Here is a 20,412-nt window from a genome sequence, read left to right on the forward strand (position 1 = left end):
AAACCTCCATCCTCGCTGCGTGATCACCATATGTTCTCAAATGTCGGACAGATTCACCACTTTCGTGTCGTGACGCCTACAGGCCGGGTCTTCGAGGCTAAGGCCCCTTTCGGCGACTTCATGCGCGACGAGCTGCGCGGCCTTACAGGCGCGCGCTGATGACGTTCTACGGCTCCTTTGACGCGAAAATCACCCGATCAAAAATGCGGGGTTGCGACTCAGGCCGAATGGGCGTTACAACTAACATTATGAGTCACGCCGCTAAACCAGTCAAAGAGAGAGTCGTCGGCCACCGTGCCCGACAGCTCGCGGCTGGCCGCGTTGTGCTCAACACGTATGTTCCGGGAGACCTTCTCGAAGCCCTCGACCGGATCAAAGAGAAACGGGGTGCGCAGTCGCGCATGCCGCTGATCGAAGAAGCTTTGAGGTTGTTGATCGAGAGAGAAACGAGGGCATAAAACGAAAAACCCCTCACCGTTGGCGCGGTAGGGGGTTTTTGGATTGTCGGAACGACCGTGTTGGGAAGCCCGTAAGACTGCTTTCCAACATAGTCGGAAGACCGCCAACCTGCAAGAGGTCTCTCTTGCGGGAACGCTGAATCTTTGTCCGCTGTCCATGCCCTCCTGATGGAGGACGAAGGACAATGTTTGCACAGATAGGGGCGGTGCTCTCAGGGGCACCGACCGAACGGGAACGCACACCCGTTCGACGGCAATCCCGCGCGGCCGGGAAATGCGAGGGCGTATTCTGGAAGCGCACTAACCGGCAGGAGGTCCGCCAGATCGTGCTGGCGGCGCGGCGCTATGAGATCGCTTGCCGAGAGCCAGGTACACGCAACGGCCCCCTTGGCGGGGTAGCTATCGAAGTGTTGGAGCTGTTCGCCAATCTGGTGGACTTCCGATCCGGGCGGCTCGATCCGTCGATTGATTTTCTTATGAGTAAGCTACGGCGTTCCCGTGACGCCATCGTGCGGGCGCTTAAGGCGCTGCGCTCGCATGGCTTCCTTGACTGGCTTAGGCGCTATGTGCCGACCGGCAACGAGGGACGTGGCCCACAGGTGCAGCAGACCAGCAACGCTTACCGGCTGTCACTCCCGGCCCGTGCTCGTCAGTTCCTTGGCCGGTTCGGCATCACCCCTCCCCTGCCCGACGATCACGTTCACGCCGAGGCCGAGCGCATAGCCGCCATAGAGGCGCACCGCGCTTCGCTCGACATCGAGGAACGCACCCTGTTCGACGTGGGCGACAACGCCTTGGGGCAGGCGCTCGCCAAGCTTGGCAGATCGATCAAACAACGTGAGTCCGCCAGACAGACTGAATCCCAATCTGGTTCTCTTATAGATAGGGGAAAATAAGCGGTCGCCGCTGTTCGGGCCTCTTTCGAGGCCCTGCGGCGGTTCCGTCCCGCGCAAGTGCGGGCCGGGACGGCAACCTCATCGCCAAAAATCGAAACCTTTGCGTTTGCGGCTGTCGACGCATGGGCTTTCGAGAGGGCGCGGGCGGATACGGCAGTGCTCAATCGCGAAAGCATGAAAACATGCTTGCATGTAAGCATAAAATATGCGATTTTTATTGTATCGTACGAAACAAAAGAGGCTTTCATGTCCCCCGCCAATCCGACAGCGAAAACCTACGCCGCACTGAATCAGGCGTTCGACTTTTTCAACGAACGCCTTTTCGGGGGCGAGTTGCCGCCGTGCCTCGTGACCTTGCAGCGCAAGAACAAGGCTTATGGCTATTTCGCTGGCGGGCGGTTCGGATCGAAGGACGGCGCGGAGATCACCGACGAGATCGCGCTGAACCCGTCGCACTTTAAAAGCCGCACTGATGAGCAGAGCCTTTCGACGCTCGCACACGAAATGGCCCATCTCTGGCAACACCATTTCGGCAAGCCGTCGCGTTCCGGCTACCACAACAAGGAATGGGCGGCGAAAATGCACACAATTGGCCTGCACCCGTCAGACACCGGCCGACCGGGCGGCAAGGAGACCGGGCAATCGTGCAGCCACTACATCATCGAGGGCGGCTCCTACGCCCGCGCATATGCCGATCTGGCGGCTCAACCCGACTTTTCCGCCCTCTATGTCGAGCTATGGGACGACGCCGAGGCCCGCAAAAAACGCAAGGCGAAGTCCGCCAGCAAGACCCGCTACACCTGCCCGTCATGTGACATGAACGCTTGGGCGAAACCCGGCGTCCGCTTGGTGTGCGGCGAATGCGATGAACCGATGGCAGCGGAGGAAACGGAGGACTGATTAACGGTTTTGCAATGCAAACATGCTTTCATGCTTGGCAGAAAGCATGCAATCTAACTTGCATGAAAGGATGCAAACATGATTACAGTAGCGTTCTGCACTCAAAAAGGTGGGACCGGCAAGACCACAATAGCGACGGCGCTTGCGGTCGCCGCCCATCGGGCCGGTAAGAAATCGGCCCTGCTCGACCTTGATCCGCAGACAAACGCCGTCAACTGGTTCGACCGCCGAGAAGGGGACGGCCCCGATGTGGCCTCGATCCAGCCGGGGGCTATCCGGCGTTCGCTGGACGCCTATCGCGGCCTTGGCATGGATTGGGTGTTCATCGACACGCCCGGCAAGATGGACAGCGCATCGACCGAAGCGGCCAAGCATGCCGATATGGTCATCATCCCCACGCAGGCGCAGATTTTCGCAATCGACACCTTGGAGCCGCTAAAGCGGCTGCTGGACATGGCAGGCAGTCCGCCTGCGTTCGTGGTGCTGAATCTGGTGCACCCGAACGCCGGGGGCCGGGCGGCTGACGACGCGCTGGCCATTGCGGAGCGGTTCAACATGAGTGTTGCGCCGGTCCACATGTCCCGGCTGAAAGCCCAGGAAGATGCCCCGGCCTTGGGCCAGACGGCTCAGGAGCTTGAGCCGAATGGGCGAGCAGCACAGGAGATCGCCGGTCTTTTCTCATTCCTCACTGAACAGGCAAGCATGATTGCAGGCAAGCATGAAAGGGTGAAAGCATGAGCCGCAAGCCGTCCCTCTTGGCAAGTGCCATTAAAACCGCCGAACAGCCAGCGGCCGACGCGCCGACTATCGAGGTTGCTTCCGACACACCGACCGAGCCGAAGCGTCGTGCTCGCAGCGTCCAGCCCGCAGGGAGCTATGTTGCGCCGTCGCGGGCGAACAAGACGGCCAAGACGCATTATCTCCCGCCTGCCTATTGGGAAACGCTGGAAGAACTCAGTTTCCGGACCCGCGATCCGCAGGGCAAGCGGATTCCACAGGAGCGGCTTGTTGCGGAGGCGCTGAACCTGCTTTTCGTGAAATACAATTTCCCCGTGGTTCGCGAGGCCGAGGAATAGCAGAAATCATGTTTTCATGTTTTCATGCTTGCATGATTTCATGTTTATCGATTGCCCGAACGATCGTGGTTGAAAAATATACCAGAACAGGTATAGGGTTTGTATGAAACAGGAAGAGCGTCCGCTTGAGTGGATCGGTAGCAGCTACAAAGACCTAATGCAGCTCCCGGCCGATGTGCGGAAGTCGGTCGGGTTCGCGCTGCACTTCGCGCAGCATGGCGAACAGCATCCGGCGTCAAAAGTGCTCAAGGGCTTTGGCGGCGCTGGCGTCCTGGAGGTGGTCGAGAACGATGTGGGCGGCACATATAGGGCCGTCTACACGGTCCGGTACGAGGAAGCGGTGTTCGTCCTGCATTGTTTCCAGAAGAAGAGCAAAAGCGGTATCGCCACGCCGAAAGAAGACATGGACCTTATCAAGGCGCGGCTCAAGGTAGCCGAGGCTATAGCCAAGGAGATGAGAGATGAAAACGCGCGTCGTTAATGGGATCGAGGTGACGAGCAGTTCTGGCAATGTCTTTGCCGATCTCGGTCTACCTGACGCCGATAAGCTCAAGGTGAAATCCGGCCTGATGATCGAAATCACTAAGGCCGTGCGACGGCTTGGACTGACGCAGGAGGAAGCAGGGCGGCGCATGGGCCTGCCACAGCCGAAGGTCTCGGCGCTGTTGCGCGGCGACCTCGCCAACCTGTCAGAGCGCAAGCTGATGGATGCCCTAAACCGCCTTGGATACGATATCGAGATCACGGTACGGCCTACGGCCGATCCAGTCGGGCACCTGACGCTCGCCGTCGCCTAGATCACCGGAATAGCCAATGACCGACGAAAAAACTTCCGAGCTTCAATCTGAGGCCCGCGCTGCCCTAGCGGCAGATCGAGCGTACTCCGACGCCGAACTGCTCCGCCAGCACGAAAACGCGCTCGCGGCGTTGCGTGACCCTGCCATGTCCGAGGACATGCGGGTTGATGCCCTTCTGACCACTCGGGATTGGGAGGATCGTGGCATGATAGATGAGGACCACATACGGGCTTGGAAAATCATTCTCGCCATGGAGGACGAGGACGCCGCAGTGGCGATCCTAGCCGACAGTGACGAGGCCCGCGCCCTTCGCCGTACCACGCCGTTTTCCCGCGATGCTCTGACCTACCAGCAGCGCGGCTAGGCCGCGCTCAGGCCCGGAGGCGAACGCGCTTCCCCATTGCGCCGAAGAGAGCCGGAGGGCCTTCACTGACAAAGCCCCGGCGCATAGCGCTGGGACCGCTTAGGGTGCGGAAACGCAATTCGTTCGGGCTGAAGCAAGAGAAAAAAAGCGTTAGCGCAAAATACCTTAACACTAAAAGTTTGGATCGTTCTACGGTCTAGACACAGATCATCAAAGGTGGACCAAATGGCAATATATGCAATATGGAATAACAAAGGTGGCGTTGGAAAAAGCTATTTAACTTTCCAAGTCGCTTCGGAATATGCTCAGCAAAATCCCGACAAAAGAGTTTTGGTTATTGACCTTTGCCCACAGGCAAATTCGTCTTCAATGCTTCTCGGCGGAATGATCAACGGCGAGAACGCATTAACCGCTCTGCACGGCACAGTTCCGAGGACATCAATCGCTGGATATATTGATGACCGTATCGTAAGCCCGTACCAAAATCCGAGGACGGGTGCGAGATATCTGACTCGCCTTTCTGGGACCAATAACGCGTTACCAGCCAATCTTTATTTGATTGCCGGGGACGAGCAACTTGAACTGCAATCCTCACGAGTTCGAGCAGCAACCGAGCGCGGACCAGATGAGGCTTGGCGTCTTGTCCATATGTGGATACGCGACTTGATCGCAGACGTTGCCGATGCGTGGGCAGGCACTGAATACACAGTATTCATTGACTGCAATCCCAGCTTCTCAATCTACACAGAACTGGCACTTTCGGCTTCAGATAGGCTGATTATACCGTTTTCGGCAGATGGATCATCTAAGCGCGCTGTTCGTTCCGTTCTCGCTTTGGCTTATGGTGTTAGCCGTCAACCTGGACAGGCGCAGTCAGAGTTCTTCTTGGGAACCTTGCGGCATCAGATGAACCGCCCGAAAATTTACATGTATGTGGGCAATAGGCTGACGCAGAGCTACTACTCCTCTGCCGCCGCATTCAAAACTGTTGTTGGTGAAATTGGCGACGAGATTTACGATGTCTGGCGTGCCAATCCGAATGAATTTAGCATTCACCCTGCCGGTTCGCCTCTGCCCACGAACAAGAAGACATTCAAAGCGATGTTCCAGAAAGAAGTTGGTGACGCCAATACCGCTTCTGTGGTCTCGAGCACCTTAGGAACGCCGATTTGCCGGATGACTTCCGGCACAAAGATGGTTCTGGGAAAAGGTGTCGTCGTGAATCAGTCGCAGCTAGATAAGCAGGCTCCGAATATCAGGGACGTTGTAAGCGCCATCGAATAGGGGCAATGGCCCGGCGCGCAGCGCCGGGACCGCTTACTCTGGCAAGGGGACTTTCACCCTGATCACCGGCCAGTCACCCGCAAAATTCAGATAGCCTTCGAGATCGGGAAGCTTCTGGATTTCGGAGGGTAACACAAGCCGCTCCATCACGATGTTGGTCGAGTAGGTGAGCGACCCGCCCCCGCTCGTACCAAAGCTAGTATGATCCTCCCGCATCTCCCGGTCGCCGAGTTGCTTTGACAGGTATTCGGCTGCGTTGCCTTCCGTGGTGCGCAACACCAGCTTATTGCTGAAATTGTTCATCAGCGTTTCGGCCCGGTTGTCGCTGTAGGTCTCGCGGAGCTGGGCGAAGTCCTGCACTGCGACGACGATAGCGACGCCCGCCTTGCGAAGCCGGGTCGCACCGACGAGCAGCGCCGGGATTTCACCGAGGGAGTTCAGCTCGTCCACGATAATCCACGTGGTACGGGTAGGGGCGGGGCCTTCACGCCGGTTCAGCGCTGACGTCACCATGATATCGACCCATGCGGCCAGCAGGTCGCGGGCGAGTGTCATTTCATAGTCGGAGTAGGGCAGGAACATCCATTCGGATGTGTCCGAGGCGATCCAGTCCCGCAGGGAGAAATCGCCGTCCTTCACATAGCGCCATGCCTTCAGGTTGGCGATAAAGCTCATACGGACGGATTGGAGGCGTCGCGCGTTGTAGTCGTCGGACGCAGCCAGAACCTCGGCCGTGGTTCCGGCAACCAGCGGGGCCAGCTCGTCGGCCTCGGCCGCGATCAGGACGCGCTGTAGCTCGGCATTGGTGAAGGTGCCGTCATAGACCTCAAACAGGCCAGCGCCGACCGCTCCAAAGAGCGACTTCGCCATGTCGTGCCATTCGGCGGAATTGCCGTTTCCTTCCGGCACGAACCCGGAGGCGAGGCGGTCCCAATCATGCAGATCGCGCGCCTCGTTCGATAACCGCCAGCCCACCGTTTCCTCGTGGAAGGGCGACAGGATGAAATCGCCCTCCTGACGGAAGGCGCGCATGAACTCGCTGTTGTTGTCGAGAACGATAGCCCGGTCCCCGCGCGCCCGGATCGTGTCGAGCAGCCCGCGCAGGGCAGTGGTCTTGCCCGCGCCGGTCGAGGCGGCGATTGCGGTGTGCATACGCTCATGGCCGGGAGGGAAGGGGACGCCCGCAATTTCCGCCGCACGTGGACGCTCTGGATAGCGCTTTTCCAGCTCCGTAAGATACCGGTCCTTGGTGGCGAAATCAGCACCCCGCATATGGTGACGGGTGACCCCTTCAGGGGTGCTCAAGGCCGAACGGCCGAGCATCACGAACATGAAGAAAAGGACCGCCGACGCCAGCAGGAACACAACCGTGGGTGCGCCGTGCACATAGCTGTTATAGCCGGAATCGAGAACGGTATTGTCACGCATCGTGCCGACGAAAAACCGGGCGAGGGTCGCGGAGGCAATCGCGACCGCCCACAGCAGGACCGCGAACAGCAGGACCCGGCGAACCCCGTGCGTCCCTGAAACATACTGGCCTACGACGCGCGCGCCCATGTGCCGAAAAGCCGTGATGGTCGCGACAAGGAAGAGGGCCATTCCGACCATCCATAGAAGGCTGGCAAGCGGGGCCGTCGCGGTGTCGGCGCTCGTTCCGATGAAGGAGTAAACCGACAGGCCGACCATCAGCAGGAAGGCCCATTTCATGCGTGACAGGCTTTGGTCCTGCTCGCCGCCCAACCATGCCTTTAGCTCCGTCTTTGTGATCACCTTCCACCTCGCACCATAAAAAGAGGGTCAAATCTGAGACTTGCAAACTTCCTCTTGTATGACACAATACGCGGCAATATACGAGGGTAACAAGCTATGTTTTTGGTACCCAAAAACGCTTGTCGGGGCGCAGCCCCGAACCCCCAGAGGACGCCCGAAAGGAGCGGCGATTGACCAAGCGGCCACCGGCCCGAGGCGCAGGCGGGCGACCCCGCAAAGCGCCTGACGAGAAGCGCACCGAGCGACTGTCAGGCGTGCGGCTGACAGCGGCTGAACGCGTTCACGTCGAGGCCCAAGCCGCGCGCGCCGGGTTGTCCGTTGCGGAGTTCGCGCGTCGGGCCGTCCTTGGGATCGCGATCACGCCGGCGCGTGCCGCGACCGACGACCGAGCGATTGCCGAGGTCAATCGTGTCGGTGTGAACCTCGCTCAGATCCTCAAGGCCCTGCATTTCGGCCAAGGCATCCCGAACGACATCGCGGACACCATGGCCGAAGTCCGGGCCGCGCTGGAAAGGCTGGCGCACGATGGTGCCTAACGTCAGCAAACCGGGCGGCAACTTCAAAGGCGCGCTCAACTATTACTTGCACGACAAGCGGGAGGATGCCGCCTCTCCGCACCCGACCACGAGCCAACGTGTGGCGTGGACGGAGACGCGCAATATGGCGACCGACGACATGCACACGGCGCTGCGTGTCATGGTCGCGACGGCCAAGCAGGCCTACGAGCTGAAGGCTCGCGCCGGGCTTCCCAACACCGGCAGGAAATCCACGAAGGTCGTTCAGACCTATTCGCTCTCATGGCATCCAGACGAAGCTGCGACCCTCACCCGTGACGAGATGGTGCGGGCGGTCGATGCCAGCCTGAAGGTGCTCGGAGCGGAAAACCGGCAAGCGGTAATCGTCTGCCATACGGATCAGGATCACCCGCATGTGCATGTGACGCTGAACCGGGTGGACCCGGAAAATGGGAGCATGCTGAAGACCGACAATAATTTCTACAAGCTGTCGGATTGGGCGAACCAGTACGAGCGCGAGCGTGGGCGGATTCTGACGCCCCGGCGCGAGGAGAAGCGGGAACAGCGCGAGCAGAACGCGGACAAGGCCGAGCGCCGCAGATACACCGAACAGAAGCGCGCCGCGGCGAAGGAGCAGGCGCACGACCCGAAGACCCGTGCTGTAATGCTCCGGGAGCTTGGCGCTAGTCAGAAGGTCCAGCACAGCGACCAGTGGCGCGACCTGGCTGCGCGTGAGAAGGCCGGTCGAGATCATATTTACCGATCGAGCGCCGCCGCGATCGCAGAGACGATCGAGCGGCACAAGGCCGAGTGCAAACCGATCTGGGCCGAGCATTATCGTGGGAAGCGTGCGGCCGAACGGAAGTTCAGTCAGCGCGAAAAGTCGCTAGGCGGCGTCGTGTTGAACGCATGGAGCGCAGCGCGGCACCAGCAGAGCACCGGCCAGCTTGATGACCGGGGGCTTTTGACCGCCACCCTCGCCAACGTGTTTTCTTCACGTGCGCGAGAGCAGGCTTTTTTGCAGGCGCAGGAGCTGACCCGGCAGCAACTGGCCTCCCGCCTGAAATCCATTGTCGATAAAGAGGTGTCCGATCTTAAAGGCGAGCGCTCGCAGGAACTGGCAAAGCACCGCAATGTGTTTCAGACGGAACGCGGCGCTCTGGTCGAGCGGCAGGACGGTGAGCGGGCGAAACTTCGCGAAGCATGGAAGCAGCTATACGGGGATCGCTCAGAGTGGACGCGATCTGAAAAGGCACAAGGAACGAAGCCCTATCGCGCGGATGCAAGGCGCAACGAAGATGGCCGTGCCAAGCCAGTAGCGCAGGAAGCGTTAGAACGGGCATCGTCTGCCACCCAAGCGCAGCAAACCCGTGAGTTCGACCGGAAGGCAGACTATTTCGCTGCCCGTGATAAGGCCGAAGCAGATCGGGCCGCACGTAGTCACGACGCGCGAACCCATGTTCCGGACGCGCGCCGTCTGGAACCACAGAGCAGGCCGTTTAATCGTGCCTCAGATTACGAGGCGATGAAGATGGCCAAAGCTTCGCCTACCGCAGACAATCGATCAGACACACAGAGCAGGCCGTTTGATCGCGCCGCAGCATACGAAGCCATGAAAAAGGCGAAAGCAGCGCCTCCCGCCGAGAAGCAGCCAGAGCCGCAAGCTGTGCCCGACAATCGTCCCGCTGGACATGTCACGCCGAAGGTGCCGCGCGTCATTGGCAGCAGGTATGCCGCCGAGGACGAGGCGCAAAAGAGAGCGGACGCCGAGAAAGCAGCAAATCAGCAAAAGCCAGATCTCAGCGAGAGGTTTGATCGGAGCTAACAGAAAGGAACCCCATAAAAATGACGGAAGGAAAGGCATTTCCCACATTCGAGGACGCAAAGCGCGAAGGCGAAAACATCGTCAGGGCCAAGAACGACCATCACAGGGAAACAGAAAAGGCCAACCAAGAGAAGCTGACCGGCGAGCATCGTTCAGCGATGGACGAGGGGATCGGGAACAGCGAAAGCGCGGCCTCGACCGCATCTAGTGAGGCTCAAAGCCAGTGGCAGGCTAAGATTGCCGCTGTCGATGCGCAGCATGGACGAGAGGCCAGCGCCGCCGCGAAGACGCCGCAACCGAATGACCGCAAAGCGGCGTATCAGGCCGAGCTGGCGCAGCGGGAAGCCCGGACCACGCAGGACAAGCCCTTTGATCGTAAGGCTGCTTACGAAGCGTCCAAGCAACGGGCGGGTGACGGTACGAAGGAAGCAACAAACGAGCTTCGCGAACACCGTAGCGACCAATGGGACCGCTAGGCCAAATGTTAGGAGGGCATATGAATGCGAGAGTATCTACCCGGCGAAATTCTTATGCTCGTGGGTCACGCCAAAAGCAAAGCGAATGACTGGCTGGATCGGCAAACACGGATGTTCGAGGAGAATGCCGAAGACCTCCGCCGATTGATCGTGACGCTTTCGGATAAAGATCAGTTCGATCCCGCGATATGGCGTGAAGGCTACGACGAGACTCAAAAGGGCGCTACAGAGCTGTGGCGCGCGTGGCAGTGCCATCAGAAAATTGACGGTCCCGAGCGTTTAGAGCAACTTGCGAACGCCCTGCGCGGGTACGAGGATTATGCGAGAGATGTGTATTCAGACTTCGAGAAAAAGCTGAAAATCACACCTCAGTCAGTCAAAGACTTCGATAAGGAATTCAAATTATTCCGGCGCAAATTTGCTTTCGAAAGGGTCATTTTCCTTGATATAGACGGAGTGCTCCTTTCCGTCCGGTATTGGAAATCACGTCACAATAAGGCGCTGTACCCGCAGCGCGTCGAGGACCGGATAAAAGACCTTCAGCTAGACCCCGGTAGCATAGGCTTGATCGTAGATTTGTGCGACCTGGCTGACGCAAGATTGGTTCTTTCCTCGACGTGGCGCAAAGTGTGGCCCCATGGTCGGAAAGAGTTGATTGAGAGGTTGATAGATCAAGGCTTGCGACGTGATATCTGGCATCCTGATTGGATGCTGCCTGTTCTTCAAAACTCCACTAAATGGCAGGAAATGGCGCAATGGACGCGCGGGGCCACCGATATAACTGCGCTCATAATTGACGATGAAGTGCCCGCCGATCCGCCGCCACTGGACGTGAAGGATGCCGTAATTCTCGAAGTCGATAAGTACGAGGGCTTTGGAAGTCGCAACTATTTCGATGCTCTGGACTACTTTGGGGTAGAAGACAAATCAGTGAAGCCTCCACCATCATTGCCGCCTCAACGTGGAATGCAGCCGTTTGCCAATACAGGACAGGGCAAGCCGTCCCGGCGATCTGCTACGAGCATCCGGCCTTGAGCCCCATAACCCGCCCCCTACGGCCCTACAGCCCTATGTGAGAGAGCGGGCCTACGGGGGCTAGCCGCATCAGTAACCGGAGACCGTCGAAAATGAACAAAGGAAAATCGTATCCTGACTGCGTGAGATATCATGAGAAAAACAACTCAACGGTATTCGCAGTAACAGATCAGCAGGGTGACGTGGTGGCCGTGCATGAGGTGTTCTTAGACAAGAATGCCAAGGAGATCGGGCGAAAAACCACTGGCTCACCCGAACTCGGGTATGTGAGATTTCCGGGCAAAGAACCGGCCAAAATCTACGAAGGCGAGCCAGAAGATGGAATGAAAATCTGGGCTGAAACTGGCCAAGCAGTTTTGGTTGATGTTTCCAAAATCGGTGACACCATTCACGGATAGAACGTAACAGAGAGCGAGAGCTATCAGCCTGAGAATGGACCTTCTACGCTTCGCCCTCTGTCAACAAAGTGCTTATTGAACGCGGTTATCACACTTTCGTCGCCCATATCCTCGCAAATCTGGGCCAATTCTGCTCCCAACCGAACACGCAATTTATACCGATTGGTATTCAACTCTTCCAGCATTTGATCATAAAGCGCTTGTGATTCCGCACCCAATGGAGCGGTTGCCCAAAACTCGAAGGTAATTTCCCGATTGGCCCATTCTGGCCTTTTGCGGGTAGCCGCGTAGATCGTTGCGACCTGCTCTTGAATCCACTTTCGAAACTGCTCGTGCGGAACAAGGCCGTAGGGGGCAGTGCCTTTGCATTCAATGAAGAAAAGAGTTCGGCCTCCCTCAATGGTTAGATCGGCTTCAGCTCGTTTTTTCACGCTGTCGGGATCGGAGAAGACCCTGTTGAGGTGAATAGTGCTCGACCTGAATTCATAAGCGGCAATCTTCTCAGCAATGAATTCGAAGAGCGTGCCGCGAATTTGCTGGCTTGCACCTTCAATATCCCGGAATCGGGATAAGAGGTGGTCCAGCTTCTCGATATCGATTGACGAGGAAACGATTATCTGCCGGAAAAATGTCTGGAGCTCGGTTAGCGCAGTTTGAAAATCACGGCCAAAAAGAGATTTGGTCGTCGCTGCTATTATGCCCTTACTTTTGAGCAGTTCGCGAGCATCTTTGGTGTAACCAGCGCTGACGAACATCTGTATGCATGTGACGCGTGAAAGTTGCCGTACTGTCTCACACTTCCTGACGAATGCTGTAACGTCGTGGACGCCAACCCTCTTATTGAGAACATCTACGGCTAAGAATGCAGGGCGTTTCTTGCCCTCTTTCAGAACCTTTGGCTGGACTGCATGGAGGTAACAAGGGCCGACGAGATCCCAGACGGTTGTTCCAACATCAGGAGCTTTATCGAACGAACGAGCTTGCACCCGACCATAGCTGACAAAACCGTTGTTTCGTGCCCACGCCGCTACAGCACTGAGTATCAAATCCTCGCCTAACAATCGTGAGCGGACATCAAGCGCGGATATGTCAGTGATTTCGCCATTCTGGGGCAAGATGATGCAGGGGCCTAAGCCTTCGACATGTCTACGTTCTAACAAGCTCGCTTGCAGAAGGCGCTCTAGAACTACGTCAGCCGAAACGTGCTTTTTCTGCCGTGTAGGTGCCCCGCAGACAATCGCGAAATGTGGCTCAGGAACTATACCATTCCTTGCAGAAATTGCGCCCAAGGCTGCGCCATAGATCGAGTTAGTGTTATTGAAGGCGGCAATCAGGTTGTGCCAGAAGAGTGGCGAGCCGTAGTCCTTCTTTAGATAAACGAACCGAGCGTTGCGAGGAAACGGTAGAAATGCCAGCCTTTTGATACTCTCCGGCATTCGCTTAACGCGCTGCCTGGCTGCGCTGGGTGACACATTTCCATTTCGCGTAAGATGCGCCGTAAGCTCGGTTGTGAGGCACGGTCCATGCCGTTCTAAGAAAATTTCAATCTCACTTTTCAACACGCGAATGTCCTGATGTCACACTGCGCTATTAATAACATGTATACATGTGTCGTCAGGTGTTTTTCGCATGTGTCGAAATGGCATTGATTTCGTTGAATAAAATACTGCTATTTTTGTCGAAATTTCCACCTGTGTCACAGTCGCCGAGCATCACTCTGTTGAACGGCGGTTGTTATTCTTCTTCAGATTTCTCTGAGGTGATCAGTCTCGCAATTGTTGCTACACCTACATTGTAGGACCGCGCCAGTTCGCGTTGCCCCTCACCCTGAGCGAGCCGAGCTTTGATTTCCCGCTGCTGCAATGGGGTCAACTTCGGCTTGCGGCCAAGCTTAACCCCTCGCGCTACCGCCTGCGCGCGCCCTGCTGCCGTGCGCTCGATCATCCGCGCACGTTCCCACTTCGCCGCTATCCCGAGCACGGCCAGCACCACATCAGCCAGTTCCGAGGTCGTATCTACGATAGGCTCGTTCAGCGACCGGAATCCTGCCTTGGCTTCCTTCACCTCGTGCAGGATGTTGAGCAGGTCGCGGGTGTCGCGGGCAAGTCGATCCACGGCGACCACCACTAAGGCGTCACCTGGTGTGAGCGCCTTCAGCGCGCGGCGCAGCTCGGGGCGATCAGATTTCGCCCCGCTCACCTTTTCCAGAAAGATAGGATCGCACCCCGCAGCCTTGAGCCTTTCGACTTGTCCGCCGAGGTCCTGCCCTGCCGTCGAGACTCGTGCATACCCATAAAACATGCCCCTATTTCGGAACAGATTTTCGGAGCGCGCAACCCCTTGATTTTAATGGGTTTCAAAACTGTTCCGAAAGTCTTGATTTTCGGAACAGTTAGGGACAGAATCCGACTTGTAAACGAGGATCGGGTTCCATGCTTGATAGAGTGCGAGAAATTGTAGGGTCGGCCGAGGTGACAGCCTATGAAAGGCTTGCTCTCTACGAGGATCGCAAGCGGATCAGGGCGGCGCGCTGCTATACGGAAGCGCTGTATCATGGTGAGGGCGGATATTTCCTCGTGATTGAGAGCAACCTTTTCGCTCTCTCGCAGCAAGCGGCTTTTTCTTGGCTGAATAGGCGCGGCTTCTATGAAATCATGTTAGCCATATACTCAGAGATCGAGGGCGCGGAGATCGGGTTGCCAGAAGGAGATTATTTCAATGAGCTTTTTCAGTCGGAAAAAATCGGGAAATCCTGAAAAGGAAGTCAGGGAGAACTTCGATCCGGGGTTTTTCAATGGCGCTGGCTTGAAAGAGGTCGTTGACCATCCGCTTAGCCACCTTGCCAACCTGTTGGTGCATTCTGAAATTCGACGGCTCGACACCAACGACCGCCTAGACCAGCTCATCGAGCTACAGCGCAAAACCCTCGAAACGCAGACGGCCATTTTAGACGAGTTGCGCAAACGGTAATGCTCAGGCGTTCCGCTCTCTAATTATCTCTGCCTTGGTCGCTAGCACCTGCCGCAGTACCCTTTGATAGTCGCATTCGTCACACAGCCATGGCGCGCCGTGGTGCAGGGTTCGCGGGATCGCGTGCGCATCGCCACAGTCCAAGCAGTTGACGCCCCTGCCGCCGCACTCGCTGCAAGGGCCGATCTCATATCGACCCTTGCTTCCATCTTCGGCCCAAAACTCGCGGTATCGCATGCCATGGTTACAGCAGGTGCTAAAGCCGAGTATCAGCATCGGCACCCCTCCCCGATCAGTCACCCATCTTGCAGTAGTGCAAGACCTGCCCGGAGATCGCGACCGATAAGCCCAATTGGCCTACTCGCTTCACCGTGCCTTTTGCAGGTCCGCTGTCCCCTTCACTTTCGATATCAATCGTAAAAGGGATCACGCCGCCTTTACTCGTTTTCAGGATGACGTTTCCGGTCACCAAGGTAACGTCTTGATTGTCCTGCCAACGGTTGCCGGAAATCTGCAAATCTTCGCTTCGGTTCCGGCTCTCGAATAGCGCCGAGGCGATGAACTTCCGGCAATCCGCGTCGTTGCGCGGCCCCCTGTCCATCTCGGCGGCTGTCGCGGCCTGATAGAAGGCATATCGTCCATCAAGCGCATGTTCATTCGCACCGGCCACCGACGCGGACGAAAAGAGAGTAGTGGCGGCAATCGCCGCGTAGATCCTCATAGGCCGTCCCCGTTTCGCGTCATCAGCATCAGCATATGCGCGATAGAACTGTCGGTGCGGCCTTGGAGGTTCTGCGCCATCGAGGACGCTGCGCGCAGCTCAAGCGCGCTTTGCCGCGTCATGTTGATGGCGAGTGAGCGCAGATCGGCGTCGGCATTCGCCACAGCGCTGCCCGAGCTGGTCATGTATGTGCCGTCGCCTGATGCCATCGTGTTCGTGTTCACGCTTTCGCCGGAGCTGGTCGGTGTCTCTGCGACGGTCTGGCCGGGCGTGCATGTGTTCTGTAGGGATTGGCTGCGACCGGCACGCACCGCCGCCATGCCGATAACCGGTATACGCTCCTTCAGGTAGCGTTCCGGGTTTACATAAAACCACGTCTTAGGTGATGCGGCCTTCAGAGAGTCCGCCGTGGCGTATCCGTTCGGATCGCGCTTTCCTCCACCCTCTGGAAAGGCGCAATCGTCGGTGCTGGACCCCGGCACGCACTTCGTTGCTGAAACCGCGCTTGCGGGCACCTGAACCTCAAAATGCAAGTGCGGCTTTCCGGCCGACTTGTTGTCCCCGATCTTGGCGATTTCCTCTCCTGCCTTCACGTCCCGAGGATCGGGCCGGGAATAAGAGTGCAGATAAAGCGTGCGGAACTGATCGCCCGTCACCATCACACCCATGCCCCCTAAAGTGAGCTTGCCGTCATGGGCGGCAAAGAGCTGCTTGCCGCTCGATGCTTGACCTACAGCATCCTTCGGATAGATATCCGATCCACGATGCCAGCCATTGCCAGCGCCAGCGCCGGGACGGTCCCACGCCCCATATTCCGAAAAGATTACCGGGCTTGTGACCGGGTGAGCCGCCAAGCAGGAACCGGCTCCGCCACCCTCCCCGCCCGTGCATTGCTCGTTCACCTGATTTTCCCCGACATATGTCCCGGCGCAGGTTCCATTTCCGTCTACCGCGTCGGAGCCGGTGCCCTTGTTGGTGCAATCGCCGCCGCTCGTTAGCCAGTATTTTAGCCCCCCGGCCCCGACAAGATGGCTTCCGGCAATCAGACCGGCGCGCGTCACAGGAACGCCGTTGATGGTCTGGCCGATATACTGCTGCCAGTTGCCCAGGTAGCCAAGGTTCTTCTCCCCATAGGCAAGGAATGCGTTGTCCTGAGCGGTTGAGTTCGACAGATAGTCCTGCAGGGAGTTTACCCCGTCTTTGCCGGTCCATTTGCCGTTGGCATCCATGTAACCGGCGTCCTGCAGGGCCTCGTCGCCCATCTGATACGCGCCATAGAAGCCGTTGCCTGTGTTGGTGGAGTAGTCGCCGGAGCCTTCCGACTGCCGGATGTTGCGCATGAAGCCCCCGCAATCTGTCGCGGTTGGCTGAGCGTTGCGGGCCTCTGTGAGGGCGGTTGTCGCCAGCAAGAGGCTGGCCGCGAAGGTGGAGCGACGGAGGATCATGGCAGATCGACCTCCGTTTCACAGATGGACAGTTTGCCATTGATCACGTCGAGCTGGTTCAGCGCCCCGCAGGCGGTGAAGGGCTTGCCCGAGGTGGCGACCTCGTAGGAGGGAGTGAGGCGCTGCACGCTCCATGTGCATTCATCCACCCGGCAGGACTCGGCCGAGCGGAAGGATGAGACGAGATATTGCGCCTGCCCGACCTTAAACAGGCCGTAGGAGAAGCTATAGGCCCGCCCGCCCGTTGCTTCTATCGCGTCGGCCCACACGTCGCGCATGATCCGGCCAATCCCGTTTTTCGGGTCTTGGCTTTCCGGTGCGCGAAGCTTCGTGAGCGTGAGCTGATCGGCGTGCGCAGGAAGCGCTAGAGCCGCCATTGAGATAGAGCTGATGCATAAGATTGAACACAACAATTGACGCGACATGATAATCATTTCCTGCTCCCTCCAAGTCGGCTTTGATAGCGATCAGCGATTTGTTTCGTTGTGCCAGCAAGTGCGCCCCGCCCGCGTGCGCCGACACTCGCCCCAATCGCCGCTGCGGCGGCTGTCGGACTGCCAAGCATTCCTTCGCCACGTTGCCCGAGCGATCCTTGGAATCTGCTAAGTCCCGACTCGATAGCCTCCATAACTGCATCGCCAAGACCGTCTATGAGGCCGCAGCATATGGCCACGAGAGCTACAATGGCTGACATGTAGAGAAGGAAGCTTCCCACGGCCAAAGCCATGTTGGCGAAGCTGGAAATTAAGTTTGGTCCTGAATAGGCGAGTACGTTGAACGATTGCAGGAATATTGAGGTTAGAAAATCGGCCCCTACCCGCATCAGCTGCATACAAAAAATAAGGCCGATTATTATCAGCGCGGGGCGCATCAGCAACGCCAGAAGCAATGAGAGAGCGCGGGCGATGCTGGTCCCTTGAAGCCCCCCGCCCCGATTGGGATAGAACATCTGCATGATCCAGAAGGGCGCAAAGATTATCATCTGGACGGCCATAATCAGCCATGAGAGAGCGGCAAGGAAGAAGTAGATTATCGGCATATAGGGGACGATAACCGCCAAGATGAAGCCAATGCCAAGGAGCGTATAGCCAACGATACCTGCTGATGACACCAGCTCTCCTACAATTCCGATACCCGTTCCTTTTGCTACAGAGGAAACAACCGAGCCGCCTGCCGCTACCGCGCTAATGCTCGATCCGAGGGCAATGATGTTGGAGCCTGTGTCTTGAATTTGTGGGATTGGATCAGTCCAGCCCTCTCCCTCGGAAGCCTTTACACCTGCCAAGCTCAGCATTGCTTTGTTTAGAGACTGCGAAACGAGACCGCCACCAGAGTTTGCGTTTCCGATCGACTCGGCATTAACCCCGTATGTGCTTGAGTTGGCGGAGGCATTTTGAAACGTGCCTTCCATTTGTGCCAAAGCATCAAGATCGCTTTTGTATTGCCGGAAAAACACATTCAGTTCGTTGGAGCACTGATTAAGTAGGAAGCCCTCGCAGCCGATGGCACGGCCAAGGTTCTCGACAGGCTTGTTGCTCCTAACTTCTGTTCCACCTAAGCCAAGCTGGCTGAGCGTGGATGTCGCGTTGACCAAAACACGCTGGTAGAGGACGGCGTAGAACCAACCATTGTTCTGATTTCCAGCCATGGCTGCGCTGGTGTGTTGTTTGAACTCAGCGGGAGCTTGGGCGACGGCATCTTTCATCGCCTTCTTGGCGGTATCGATGGTATTTTTCACTGCCCGTTCAATTGCCGCCATCTGTTCAGGACCGCTCAAACGCACCCCGTTTTCAGGAAACAGTGTTTTGTGCAGGCTGTCGCCTTCGCTTTGGATGGCCGAGATAAGGGCATCTGCACCCTCTTTGGCAGCTCTGGCTTGGAAGCGGGCCAACGAGCGGCTGAGTTCGGCCTGAGAGCCGAGGTTGTCAGGGGTGAGCGTCCCACTCGACTGTGCAGGTAGCTGAGCTTTTTCCGTGGCGTAGGACACGCTGACGCCCCCACACAGGCCTACGCTGTTGCCCAACCCCTTACCGGCTCTGTAGGTCAACACGGTCTGGACATAGCCATCGCTGTCAGATGTCGTTGTTGGTAGGGGCGTGATTGTCGTGACCTCACCTTCAGGTGTCGCCATAGAGGCCGTGCTTTTGGTCACTGTGGTTCGGCAAATCTCACCAGCGACACGAGCTGCCAAGCCTGCCGCGATCTGCTCCCGAAGAGATTTCTCGGTTGCTGGATCGTTAAAGAACCAGCCATCACTGCCTTTGCTGACAAAAGCCGCATTGACTGTGTTGGCGTTCGCCATGTGCGCCCCGGCCGTTTTCCATAGCTGGTCGCCAAGACCAGACGACCACACCGCAACCTGCATCGCTCCAATCTGGAGAGCGTTGAAGCCGTTGAACGCAGGAAAGCATGCAATCGCACCTACGCCCGCTAAGACCAGTGTCCAACTCGGGTTCGTAGACCGTCCGCCCGCTTCGCCATCGTTGGCCGTGTCTTTGAGTGACGCGAATATGAGGTATGTCGCGACTACCGCGATCACCGCCAGCATCGCCCAGTTCAACGTAGTTACAAGCTGCGCGAGAATATCGTTGGTGTTGTCACAAGTTCCCCCGGACGGAGCCGAACCGCCACCTGGCACCCAGAGATAATCAAAAGTGCAGCCGAGAATGCGGCGCAGGAAAATAAGTGACGCGCTCTGATCAACAGGCGTGAAAAGCTCAGTGATATCTGGTCGATCAACCACAGTAATACCCCGCTTTCACATCGTTCCGAAATCTCGCAACAATGTATTTGTAACAGTAATGAGTTATTTTAGCGGATTGGTGAATCAGCGGCCAGAATAGTTTCACAACGTTTTGAAATTAAAAAACAATGTGAAACATTCGGAATGGAGATCAATTTCCAATTGAACTTTATTTCTTAGAGAATATGTGGCGTAACTTGCTCTCTGATTTGTTTATTCACGGAGGCAGGCCATGGCATTAAAATCGCCAGTTCGCATGAAACCGGAAATCATCAAGCGGGAGCACCGCTACGCAGCAGAGGCATTACGAGGCGCACTCGCCCATGATCGTGCGGCCTGCCCCCGTTGTGGCTCCGGCTCGCTCATGCTCACAGCCGATAAAGAGGTACGACGCTGCGACGGTTGCGGATCGAGCGTAAGCCTCGACGAGCTGGCAAGGCACCACGGGGCGTGGTTAAGCGCCACGGCGCGCCAACGGCAGGACCATTTCAGGCGTAGTGCCCGCATCTTCGTTCAGTTCGCTCTCGTATGGTTGCTCGTAACGATCCCTTGGAGCGCGTATGCCAGATCGGGCGACATGCTGATCGTTGCCGGTATCATCACCTTTTTAGCATTTGTGGGCTTTGTCGCCATGCGGTACCGCGCGTGGCAAGCCGCTACAGGGCGTCACGACACGAAAGTGGTGAATCTGTCCGACTTTTGAGAACGTATCCAGAACTCAAGTTGGTTTAACCGCAGA

The 20,412-nt window shown here is 57.3% G+C and carries 24 protein-coding genes; 17 read left to right on the forward strand and 7 right to left on the reverse strand.

Going from position 1 to position 20,412, the window contains the following annotated elements; translation table 11 throughout:
- The first annotated feature begins 158 nt into the window (after positions 1 to 158).
- From MUU53_RS20590 to MUU53_RS20630, 9 genes are all read left to right on the forward strand, one after another.
- The gene (locus tag MUU53_RS20590) at positions 159 to 458 is read left to right on the forward strand and encodes a ribbon-helix-helix domain-containing protein (protein WP_247262548.1); all 300 of its coding nucleotides are present in this window, start codon (positions 159 to 161) and stop codon (positions 456 to 458) included.
- Between the two features lie 185 nt (positions 459 to 643).
- The gene (locus MUU53_RS20595) at positions 644 to 1,354 is read left to right on the forward strand and encodes a helix-turn-helix domain-containing protein (protein ID WP_247262549.1); all 711 of its coding nucleotides are present in this window, start codon (positions 644 to 646) and stop codon (positions 1,352 to 1,354) included.
- A 246-nt stretch (positions 1,355 to 1,600) separates the two neighbouring features.
- Complete coding sequence (locus MUU53_RS20600) at positions 1,601 to 2,254, forward strand: SprT-like domain-containing protein (protein ID WP_247262550.1); 654 nt, start codon at positions 1,601 to 1,603, stop codon at positions 2,252 to 2,254.
- Positions 2,255 to 2,332: 78 nt separating this feature from the next.
- Positions 2,333 to 2,992 carry an AAA family ATPase gene (locus MUU53_RS20605; protein ID WP_247262551.1) on the forward strand — a complete coding sequence of 220 codons (660 nt, stop codon included), beginning with the start codon at positions 2,333 to 2,335 and terminating at the stop codon, positions 2,990 to 2,992.
- Positions 2,989 to 3,330, forward strand: coding sequence for a chromosome partitioning protein ParB (locus MUU53_RS20610; protein WP_247262552.1), 342 nt, complete (start codon positions 2,989 to 2,991; stop codon positions 3,328 to 3,330). The genes MUU53_RS20605 and MUU53_RS20610 overlap by 4 nt, the downstream gene beginning before the upstream one ends.
- 103 nt (positions 3,331 to 3,433) lie before the next feature.
- On the forward strand, positions 3,434 to 3,811 hold the full coding sequence (locus MUU53_RS20615; RefSeq protein ID WP_247262553.1) for a type II toxin-antitoxin system RelE/ParE family toxin: 378 nt from the start codon (positions 3,434 to 3,436) through the stop codon (positions 3,809 to 3,811).
- A complete protein-coding gene (locus MUU53_RS20620; protein ID WP_247262554.1) occupies positions 3,792 to 4,127 on the forward strand; it encodes a helix-turn-helix domain-containing protein in 336 nt (111 codons plus the stop codon). Before MUU53_RS20615 ends, MUU53_RS20620 begins: the two co-directional genes overlap by 20 nt.
- 16 nt (positions 4,128 to 4,143) lie before the next feature.
- Complete coding sequence (locus tag MUU53_RS20625; protein ID WP_247262555.1) at positions 4,144 to 4,491, forward strand: hypothetical protein; 348 nt, start codon at positions 4,144 to 4,146, stop codon at positions 4,489 to 4,491.
- Positions 4,492 to 4,716: 225 nt separating this feature from the next.
- On the forward strand, positions 4,717 to 5,775 hold the full coding sequence (locus tag MUU53_RS20630) for a ParA family protein (RefSeq protein WP_247262556.1): 1,059 nt from the start codon (positions 4,717 to 4,719) through the stop codon (positions 5,773 to 5,775).
- 33 nt (positions 5,776 to 5,808) lie between these two features.
- On the opposite strand, the gene MUU53_RS20635 is transcribed toward MUU53_RS20630, so the two are convergent.
- Complete coding sequence (locus MUU53_RS20635) at positions 5,809 to 7,545, reverse strand: type IV secretion system DNA-binding domain-containing protein (protein WP_247262557.1); 1,737 nt, start codon at positions 7,543 to 7,545, stop codon at positions 5,809 to 5,811.
- 170 nt (positions 7,546 to 7,715) lie between these two features.
- On the opposite strand from MUU53_RS20635, the gene MUU53_RS20640 reads away from it, so the two are divergent.
- The 5 genes from MUU53_RS20640 (at position 7,716) to MUU53_RS20660 (ending at position 11,794) form a co-directional block, all read left to right on the forward strand.
- Positions 7,716 to 8,081, forward strand: a complete 366-nt coding sequence (locus MUU53_RS20640; protein WP_247262558.1) for a plasmid mobilization protein — start codon at positions 7,716 to 7,718, stop codon at positions 8,079 to 8,081.
- Entirely contained in the window at positions 8,071 to 9,885 is a 1,815-nt protein-coding gene (locus tag MUU53_RS20645; RefSeq protein ID WP_247262559.1) for a relaxase/mobilization nuclease domain-containing protein, read from the forward strand. The genes MUU53_RS20640 and MUU53_RS20645 overlap by 11 nt, the downstream gene beginning before the upstream one ends.
- 20 nt (positions 9,886 to 9,905) lie before the next feature.
- On the forward strand, positions 9,906 to 10,361 hold the full coding sequence (locus MUU53_RS20650; RefSeq protein WP_247262560.1) for a hypothetical protein: 456 nt from the start codon (positions 9,906 to 9,908) through the stop codon (positions 10,359 to 10,361).
- A gap of 24 nt (positions 10,362 to 10,385) precedes the next feature.
- Positions 10,386 to 11,396, forward strand: a complete 1,011-nt coding sequence (locus MUU53_RS20655) for an HAD domain-containing protein (protein WP_247262561.1) — start codon at positions 10,386 to 10,388, stop codon at positions 11,394 to 11,396.
- Between the two features lie 92 nt (positions 11,397 to 11,488).
- The gene (locus tag MUU53_RS20660; protein WP_247262562.1) at positions 11,489 to 11,794 is read left to right on the forward strand and encodes a hypothetical protein; all 306 of its coding nucleotides are present in this window, start codon (positions 11,489 to 11,491) and stop codon (positions 11,792 to 11,794) included.
- A 23-nt stretch (positions 11,795 to 11,817) separates the two neighbouring features.
- On the opposite strand, the gene MUU53_RS20665 is transcribed toward MUU53_RS20660, so the two are convergent.
- Positions 11,818 to 13,230 carry a hypothetical protein gene (locus tag MUU53_RS20665; protein ID WP_247262563.1) on the reverse strand — a complete coding sequence of 471 codons (1,413 nt, stop codon included), beginning with the start codon at positions 13,228 to 13,230 and terminating at the stop codon, positions 11,818 to 11,820.
- A gap of 298 nt (positions 13,231 to 13,528) precedes the next feature.
- Positions 13,529 to 14,095, reverse strand: coding sequence for a recombinase family protein (locus MUU53_RS20670; protein ID WP_247262564.1), 567 nt, complete (start codon positions 14,093 to 14,095; stop codon positions 13,529 to 13,531).
- A 131-nt stretch (positions 14,096 to 14,226) separates the two neighbouring features.
- Here MUU53_RS20670 and MUU53_RS20675 point away from each other — a divergent pair, with 131 nt between their 5' ends.
- Together MUU53_RS20675 and MUU53_RS20680 are read left to right on the forward strand one after the other, a co-directional pair.
- Positions 14,227 to 14,550 (forward strand): hypothetical protein, encoded by a 324-nt coding sequence (locus MUU53_RS20675; RefSeq protein WP_247262565.1) that lies wholly within the window; start codon positions 14,227 to 14,229, stop codon positions 14,548 to 14,550.
- Positions 14,513 to 14,764 (forward strand): hypothetical protein, encoded by a 252-nt coding sequence (locus MUU53_RS20680; protein WP_247262566.1) that lies wholly within the window; start codon positions 14,513 to 14,515, stop codon positions 14,762 to 14,764. Before MUU53_RS20675 ends, MUU53_RS20680 begins: the two co-directional genes overlap by 38 nt.
- Positions 14,765 to 15,056: 292 nt before the next feature.
- Here MUU53_RS20680 and MUU53_RS20685 read toward each other — a convergent pair whose 3' ends face one another.
- Genes MUU53_RS20685 through MUU53_RS20700 form a run of 4 tightly spaced genes read right to left on the reverse strand, consistent with a single transcriptional unit; the run spans position 15,057 to position 19,673 of the window.
- Positions 15,057 to 15,485 (reverse strand): hypothetical protein, encoded by a 429-nt coding sequence (locus tag MUU53_RS20685; protein ID WP_247262567.1) that lies wholly within the window; start codon positions 15,483 to 15,485, stop codon positions 15,057 to 15,059.
- Positions 15,482 to 16,930, reverse strand: coding sequence for a M23 family metallopeptidase (locus tag MUU53_RS20690; RefSeq protein ID WP_247262568.1), 1,449 nt, complete (start codon positions 16,928 to 16,930; stop codon positions 15,482 to 15,484). Before MUU53_RS20690 ends, MUU53_RS20685 begins: the two co-directional genes overlap by 4 nt.
- Positions 16,927 to 17,364, reverse strand: a complete 438-nt coding sequence (locus MUU53_RS20695; RefSeq protein WP_247262569.1) for a hypothetical protein — start codon at positions 17,362 to 17,364, stop codon at positions 16,927 to 16,929. The genes MUU53_RS20690 and MUU53_RS20695 overlap by 4 nt, the downstream gene beginning before the upstream one ends.
- Positions 17,361 to 19,673, reverse strand: a complete 2,313-nt coding sequence (locus MUU53_RS20700; protein ID WP_247262570.1) for a DotA/TraY family protein — start codon at positions 19,671 to 19,673, stop codon at positions 17,361 to 17,363. Before MUU53_RS20700 ends, MUU53_RS20695 begins: the two co-directional genes overlap by 4 nt.
- Positions 19,674 to 19,905: 232 nt before the next feature.
- On the opposite strand from MUU53_RS20700, the gene MUU53_RS20705 reads away from it, so the two are divergent.
- Positions 19,906 to 20,376 (forward strand): hypothetical protein, encoded by a 471-nt coding sequence (locus MUU53_RS20705; protein ID WP_247262571.1) that lies wholly within the window; start codon positions 19,906 to 19,908, stop codon positions 20,374 to 20,376.
- The last annotated feature ends 36 nt before the right edge of the window (positions 20,377 to 20,412 follow it).

Source organism: Affinirhizobium lemnae (genome assembly GCF_022968395.1).
In the GTDB taxonomy this organism is placed as follows: Bacteria; Pseudomonadota; Alphaproteobacteria; order Rhizobiales; family Rhizobiaceae; genus Neorhizobium; species Neorhizobium lemnae.